Consider the following 7,597-nt stretch of genomic DNA (forward strand, 5'->3'; position numbering starts at 1 on the left):
GGCCTGCGGCCTCCTCGCAATGACAAACCTGGGGCTGAAGCCTTTTTAACGCCAGCCTGTACCAGTCGTGAGTACCGCGCCGGGCCCGGCATGCCGCTCCCCTACAACGGCATGTGCGGTCGGCGATTGTGCCGCCAAACCTTCAACCTGCATGGCGCTCACTGCCCGTAAAGGGCACGCCGCATCCGTAAGGCGGCAAAGCCGCCAACGGCTGCGCAGTGACCGCCGCTACAGGCTGACTTTTGGTTTTTGCCATTTTAACGGCGACCGGTACGAAACGGCAGTGCGTTCCAGAGATTGCACGGCCCCTTCGGGGCCTCGCAATGACAATTCGGGGGGCGGTGTCGTTTTTTAGCCCTTCCATTAGGCAAAACCGCCTCCGTGTCTGAAAATCCGGCAGGGGAGCGGCATTGTCTATGGCGCGGGGGTGGGCGATGGGGTATACTCTGGACTGTTCCAAGGGGCAGGCCCGGCGGGGCTGCCCAAAAATCGAAGGAGGTGCTTTCATGCGTTCCGTGAAATTCATGCGCGCGGCGAAGACGAGCTACATCGTCCTTTCTGCGCTGTACTGCGTGTTCGGTGTGCTGCTCATTGCGGTGCCCGATTTCTCCATGAAGCTGCTCGGCATTCTGGTGGGCTGCATGATGATCGGATTCGGCGCGGTGAAGCTGATGGGGTATTTTTCCCGCGATCTGTACCGGCTGGCGTTTCAGTTCGATCTGGCCTATGGGATCCTGCTGATCGTGCTCGGGCTGATCGTGCTTGTGCGTCCCGTGCAGCTTGTGAGCTTCTTCTGTCTGGTGCTCGGCATCTGCATTTTGGCCGACGGACTGTTCAAGATCCAGGCGGCATCGGATTCGAAGCGCTTCGGCCTGCGGCCGTGGTGGCTGATCCTGACGTTGGCGATCATGGCGTGTCTGGCCGGGCTGCTGCTCGTGTTCCGCCCGATGGACGGCGCGCGGGCGCTGCTGGTCCTGCTTGGCATCGCGATGCTGGCAGAGGGCATCCTGAACCTCTGCGTCGCGTGCAGCATGATCAAGATCATCCGGCACCAGCAGCCTGATGTTCTGGATGCGGAATTTTATGAGAAAAGAGGTTAAACCATGCGATTTTCCAAAGCGGTCGTGCGCGGCCGCGTCGCGATCCTGATCCTCACGGTGCTTCTGATGATCCCGGCTGTGTTCGGCATGCTGGGGACCCGGATCAACTACGACATGCTCAACTATCTGCCGGACGATATGGACACCGTCATCGGGCAGAACGCACTGCTGGAGGACTTCGGCAAGGGCGCATTCTCCTTCATCGTCGTGGAGAATATGCCGGAAAAGGACGTTGCCGCCCTGCAGGAAAAGCTCGAATCCGTCGAGCATGTGGAGACAGTCCTGTGGTACAACTCCCTGATGGACACGTCCATTCCGATGCAGCTTCTGCCCGACAAGCTCTATGACGCCTTTAACACCGGCGACGCGACGATGATGGCCGTGTTTTTCGACACCGCGACCTCCGCGGACGAGACGATGGACGCCATCCGTGAGATTCGCTCCATTGCGGGCAAGCAGTGCTTCGTGTCCGGCATGTCCGCCCTCGTGACGGACCTGAAGGACCTGTGCGAGCAGGAGGAGCCGATCTACGTTGCCATTGCCGTTGTGCTGGCGTGCGTGGCCATGATGGTCTTCCTTGACAGCTGGCTCATCCCGTTCGTGTTCCTTGCCAGCATCGGCGCCGCCATTCTGCTGAACCTCGGCAGCAACTGGTTCATGGGCGAGATTTCCTACATCACCAAGGCACTGTCCGCCGTGCTGCAGCTGGCCGTGACGATGGACTATTCCATCTTCCTGTGGCACAGCTACAATGAGCAGCGCGCGATCTACCCCGACAAATGCGAGGCCATGGCTCACGCCATCAGCGCCACGCTGACGTCCGTCGTCGGCAGCTCCATCACGACGATCGCGGGCTTCCTGGCCCTGTGCTTCATGTCGTTCACGCTGGGCCGCGACCTCGGCATCGTGATGGCAAAGGGCGTCCTGCTCGGCGTGCTGTCCTGCGTGACCGTTCTGCCGTCGCTCATTCTGCTGCTCGACAAGCCCCTGCAGAAGACGCGCCACCGTTCCATCCTCCCGAAGATGGACGGCGTGGCCAAGGGCGTGACGAAGGTGTTCCCGGTGTTCCTGGCGCTGTTCGTGGTGCTGGCTCCGGTGTTCTACTTCGCCTATGACAAGACGAACGACGAAGTGTACTACGACATGGGCCAGTGCCTGCCGGAGGACATGGAGTATGTTATCGCAAACAGCAAGCTCTCCGAGGAGTTCGATATTGCCTCAACGCACATGCTGCTCGTGGACGCGTCCCTGCCGTCGAAGCAGGTGCGCAGCATGATCTCCGATATGGAGCAGGTGGACGGCGTGAAATACGTCCTCGGTCTCGAATCCGTCGTCGGCGCCGGCGTGCCGGAGGAGATCCTGCCGGATTCCGTCCGCTCTATTCTCAAGAGCGACAAATGGGAGCTGCTGCTCATCAACTCCGAGTACAAGGTCGCGAGCGACGAAGTGAATGCCCAGATCGATTCGCTCAATGCCATTCTGAAGAAATATGATCCGACCGGTATGCTCATCGGCGAGGCCCCGTGCATGAAGGACATGATCGAAACGACCGACCACGACTTCAAGGTCGTCAACGCGGTGTCGATCCTTGCGATCTTCCTCATCATCCTGCTCGTGGAGCGCAGCATCTCGCTGCCGTTCCTGCTTATCGCCGTCATTGAGCTGGCCATTTTCATCAACCTCGGCCTGCCGCATTTCCTCGGCCAGTCGCTGCCGTTCATCGCCCCGATCTGCATCAGCACGATCCAGCTTGGCGCGACTGTGGACTACGCCATCCTGATGACGACCCGCTATAAGGCCGAGCGCCTTGCGGGCAAGGAGAAGCGGCCTGCCGTTATCACCGCGCTTTCGACGTCGATCCCCTCGATCATCGTCAGCGGCATGGGCTTGTTCGCCGCAACGTTCGGCGTGGCCATCTATTCCGACATCGACATCATCAGCTCGATGTGCATGCTCATGGCGCGCGGCGCCATCGTCAGTATGCTCTGCGTCATCCTCATCCTGCCGGCACTGCTGCTTCTGTGCGACCGGCTCGTGTGCGCCACGACGCTTGGCATGCGCCATTGCAATCATTCCAGAAAACACGCGGAGAAGCAGGATGCTTCTGCCCGCTGAGAATCGAAGACAGGAGGAACGAAGATCATGACAAAGACCGGATATAAAATTCTCTCCGGCTGCCTGTGCGCTGCGCTGATCTGCACGATCACCGGCGCGTCGGTCCATGCGGAGAATGGGGCGCTGCACGCCCCGCAGGATACGAAGGCGGCCTCCGCTGCGGCGGAGGAGCGCGCCTCGAAGGAAGAGACCGTTTATGTCATCGCCGGAGCCGACGGCAAGCAGCAGAGCGTGATCGTCAGCGACTGGCTCAAAAATCCGAACAAGGAAACGAGCCTGCAGGACGTCTCGGACCTGACGGACATCGAGAACGTCAAGGGCGACGAGACGTGGACCGCGAACGGCACGAGCCTGACGTGGGATGCACAGGGCAATGACATCTACTATCAGGGCAAGAGCGAAACGGAGCTGCCCGTGACCATGAACATCAGCTACCAGCTCGACGGCAAGGACATCGCCCCGGCCGAGCTGGCGGGCAAGAGCGGCAAGGTGACCATCCGCTTCGACTATGAGAACCACTGCACGACGACCGTGACCGTGGACGGCAAGGAGGAGACGCTCTATGTCCCGTTTGCCGCGTTGACCGGTATGCTGCTGGACAACGAGCGCTTCACGAACATCGAGGTCACGAACGGCCGCGTCGTGAATGACGGCTCGCACACCGTTGTCGTCGGCATCGCCTTCCCGGGCCTGCAGGACGACCTGAACATCGAGCGCGATACGCTGGAGCTGCCGGACTATGTCGAGGTCAGCGCCGACGTGACGGACTTCGCACTCGACACGACCCTGACGCTCGCAACGAACTCCGTCTTCAGCGCGCTGCAGGACAGCGACTTTGAGACGGTCGACGACCTGAAGGCATCCTTCGCCAAGCTGACCGACGCCATGCAGCAGCTCCTCGACGGCTCTTCCGAGCTGTATGAGGGCCTTGAGACCCTGCTTGAAAAGTCCCAGACGCTCGTGGACGGCGTCGGCACGCTGAACAACGGCGCTGCCGCCCTGAAGACCGGCGCGGGCAGCCTGAACGCAGGCGCTGCCGAGCTGGCAACCGGCATGCAGACCCTGAACGGCGGCCTTTCCACCCTGTCCGGCCAGAGCGCGGCCCTGAATGCGGGCGCGCAGCAGGTGTTCCAGTCTCTGCTGGCCGCTGCCACGACGCAGATCAACGCAGCGGGCCTCAGCATCCCGCAGCTGACGATCGGCAACTATGCCGAGGTGCTCAACGGCGCGCTGGCTTCTCTCGATCAGACCGCCGTTTATGAGCAGGCTTATCAGACGGCTCTTGCCAAGGTAACGGCTGCCGTCAATGCACAGGAAGCGACCATCCGCGCGGCTGTTACTGCCGCCGTGCAGCAGAATGTGACCGAGCAGGTCACGGCTGCGGTCCGTGAGCAGGTCACGGCGAAGGTCCTTGCGGCCATGGGCCTGACCCCGGAGACGTATGCGGCCGGTATTGCCGACGGCACGATCTCGGAGGAGCAGCAGGCACAGATCGAGGCTGCGATCAACGCCCAGATGGCCTCCGACGATGTGCAGGCGCTCATCTCCCAACAGGTCGCCGCGCAGATGGCAAGCGCCGATATCGCGGCCCTCATCGACCAGCAGACTGCGGCGCAGATCCAGACGCTCATCGACCAGAACATGAATTCTCCCGAGGTGCAGGATCAGATCACGGCTGCTCTGGAGCAGGCAAGCTCCGGTGCAGCCAGCATCAGCGCCCTGAAATCCCAGCTTGACGGCTATTATCAGTTCTATGCCGGCCTGCAGGCCTACACCGGCGGCGTGGACAGTGCGGCCGCAGGCGCTGCGAAGCTGCAGAACGGCGCAGCCAGTCTGCAGAACGGCGCTTCCAGCCTCTATGCCGGTGCAAGCCGGCTGGCAGACGGCACGGCGACGCTGAGCAGCGGCGCATCCGCCCTCATCGACGGCGTGACGGCGCTGCGCGACGGCGCGATGCAGCTGTCCGACGGTCTGAAGCAGCTCAATGAAGAGGGCTTCCAGAAGCTCGTCGACGCCATGGACGGCGATGTGGAGCCGCTGCTGGAGCGCGCCCGCGCACTGGCCGGTATCTCCGGCGACTACCAGACCTATTCCGGCCTGGACGCCGCAATGGACGGCAGCGTGAAGTTCATCTACCGCACCGAGGCCATTGGCTGAGTCAAACAGACGACCCCCTTTCGCACGACCGCCCGGCGGGAGCAAAGCTCCCACCGGGCGGTGTTTTGTGTTGTAGGGTCGGGGCATGCTTGTACCGTTACATTATTCACTATTCACCAAACCGCCCCCCGCCTGCACCAGCGGACTTAGGAATGCCTGCCCTGCGGATAATCCATGCTGGCAGTTTTCCCCAAAAACGACAAATGTTTCCCACGAGGGCATTTTGCATTGACGAGCTTAGAATAAACAGGTATAATGGAGACATCACAAAAATGAGAGGAGCAGACACAATGAAAAAACGTTTGTTCAGCCTGATTCTTGCCTTTGCACTTCTGCTGTCCGCCGTCCCGACGGTTTTTGCAGCGACGCATCACGAGGTCGTGATCGACGGCGTTGTCTACTGGGTCTATCCGGAGGAAGGCTATGCAGAAATCCACAGCACGGTGAGGGGAAGCCTGCCGCAAGTGCTGGAGATCCCGCAGTATGTGAACGGATACCCTGTTACGAGGCTCGACACCTTTGGCCTGACCGATCTTGAAGGCGTTGTCGGCGTTATCCTGCCGGACACCATGACCTTTATCGACGATATTTCCATTGCCGGATTCGATCTGGTATTCGTCGGCTTGCCCAACAATGAGGTCAACATCGAGAAAAATTTCGTGGGGGCCCATGCCCTCGACTACTACTATCTGCCCCAAAACTTCTCTCTTTCGCCGGAGTGCAGCGCCTATGGCTCCAAGCTGTTTGCCAGTCACACCTGTGTCGGCTATGAAAAGCACAGAGCCTTTGCCCGCGACCTGATTCCGATGGACGCCCATCCGGATAGCCAGTATGTGCCGGCCAACAGCGGCGTGTTCCGCGTGGACGGCAACGAGCTGACGGCGATCTACCTTGTCAGCCTGCGCGATCCGTCCTTCAATGGCAATCTTTTCGTGATGGACTCTGCGGTCAACGGAATGCCGATCACCAAGGTGGAAGGCACCTGCAAAAATTACAACACCTCACTCGTTCTCGGCGACTATGTCCGCGTGGTGGAGGATGGCGCGTTCACCGAGGAGTGGGGCCAAATCATCAACGACCTTTACACGCCCGCATGCCTTGAGCGTCTTCCTGCAAATCTTCCTGTTAAATCCGGCATTACCACCGTCTACGGCACGACCGGTACTTATGCCGAGCAGTACGCAAAGGAGCACGGGCTGAAATTCCTCGACATGGCAAAGACGCCCTTCGTCGACGTTCCGGAAAACGAATGGTACTTCCCATATGTCCATGATGTCTACTGGCTCGGCCTGATGAACGGCACGAGCGAAACCACCTTCGAGCCGCTGGCCACCACGAGCCGCGCAATGGTCGTGCAGGTGCTCTACAACATGAGCGACCGCCCGAGAGTCTATGCGCAGAAGGCCTTCGACGATGTCGTAGAGGGCCAGTGGTACTACGACGCCGTCAACTGGGCCAAGGCAGTTGGCGTCTGCAACGGCACGAGCGAGACGGAATTCTCCCCGAATGACCCCGTGACCCGTGAGCAGCTGGCGGCCTTCCTGTACCGCTACGCTGTGCTCTGCGGCTATACCTGCATTGCGAGCGGCGACCTTTCGGGCTTTAGCGACCGCAACCGAATTTCCGATTACGCGCGCGAGCCGATCCAGTGGGCCGTCGGTGCCGGTATCATCAACGGTACCTCCCCGACCACCCTTGAGCCCCGCAGCAACGCCACCCGCGCCGAAATCGCAACCATGCTCTGCCGCCTCGTAGACTTCCTCACAAACAACTGATCAATCAGCCCCTGCGAGGCCAACCGCCCCGCAGGGGCTGATCCTTTACCACGCAGGCACGATCGACAGAATCCGTAGGGCGGACTGCCCCCAGCCCGCCGGTGCAGGCAGTATCGTTAGACGCTGTAGGGGCGCTCATCGAGCGCCCGTGTGCAGGCAGTATCATTTAATGCGTAGGGGCCGATGCCCCGACCGGCGCAATGCTGCCGGTCTGTACAGACCATAGTTAAAATGGAACGCACTGATTGCGTCTGTAGCGGCGTTCCCTAAGCGCCTAGCAGGGGGGCATTCAACGGCAGAAGACCGCTGGTGCACCAAGGCACTACCTGACGTGTCATTGCGAGGAGCGAAGCGACGCGGCAATCTCACAGTAGCTGGCCGGATCATTGGAAAGCTATCGGTGAAATCGTAGGTGCCTCCCCGAGATTGCCACGTCGGCCGTTGGCCTCC

4 protein-coding genes are annotated in these 7,597 nt (G+C 60.6%); all 4 read left to right on the plus strand.

The window, feature by feature from the left end; all coding sequences use genetic code 11:
• Positions 1-506 precede the first annotated feature (506 nt).
• Positions 507-1,100, plus strand: a complete 594-nt coding sequence (locus WMO66_RS02310; protein WP_349134796.1) for an HdeD family acid-resistance protein — start codon at positions 507-509, stop codon at positions 1,098-1,100.
• Between the two features lie 3 nt (positions 1,101-1,103).
• On the plus strand, positions 1,104-3,215 hold the full coding sequence (locus WMO66_RS02315; protein ID WP_349134797.1) for an efflux RND transporter permease subunit: 2,112 nt from the start codon (positions 1,104-1,106) through the stop codon (positions 3,213-3,215).
• Between the two features lie 27 nt (positions 3,216-3,242).
• A complete protein-coding gene (locus WMO66_RS02320; protein ID WP_349134798.1) occupies positions 3,243-5,372 on the plus strand; it encodes a hypothetical protein in 2,130 nt (709 codons plus the stop codon).
• 290 nt (positions 5,373-5,662) lie between these two features.
• Positions 5,663-7,147: an S-layer homology domain-containing protein gene (locus WMO66_RS02325; RefSeq protein ID WP_349134799.1), complete on the plus strand. Its 1,485-nt coding sequence runs from the start codon at positions 5,663-5,665 to the stop codon at positions 7,145-7,147.
• The last annotated feature ends 450 nt before the right edge of the window (positions 7,148-7,597 follow it).

This window comes from Faecousia intestinalis, from assembly GCF_040096185.1.
Classification (GTDB): domain Bacteria; phylum Bacillota; class Clostridia; order Oscillospirales; family Oscillospiraceae; genus JAZOXB01.

Excerpts from the sequence above, each read along its gene's own strand:
- WMO66_RS02325 (WP_349134799.1), top strand. The coding sequence starts at position 5,663 with ATGAAAAAACGTTTGTTCAGCCTGATTCTTGCCTTTGCACTTCTGCTG.
- WMO66_RS02320 (WP_349134798.1), top strand. The coding sequence starts at position 3,243 with ATGACAAAGACCGGATATAAAATTCTCTCCGGCTGCCTGTGCGCTGCG.
- WMO66_RS02315 (WP_349134797.1), top strand. The coding sequence starts at position 1,104 with ATGCGATTTTCCAAAGCGGTCGTGCGCGGCCGCGTCGCGATCCTGATC.
- WMO66_RS02310 (WP_349134796.1), top strand. The coding sequence starts at position 507 with ATGCGTTCCGTGAAATTCATGCGCGCGGCGAAGACGAGCTACATCGTC.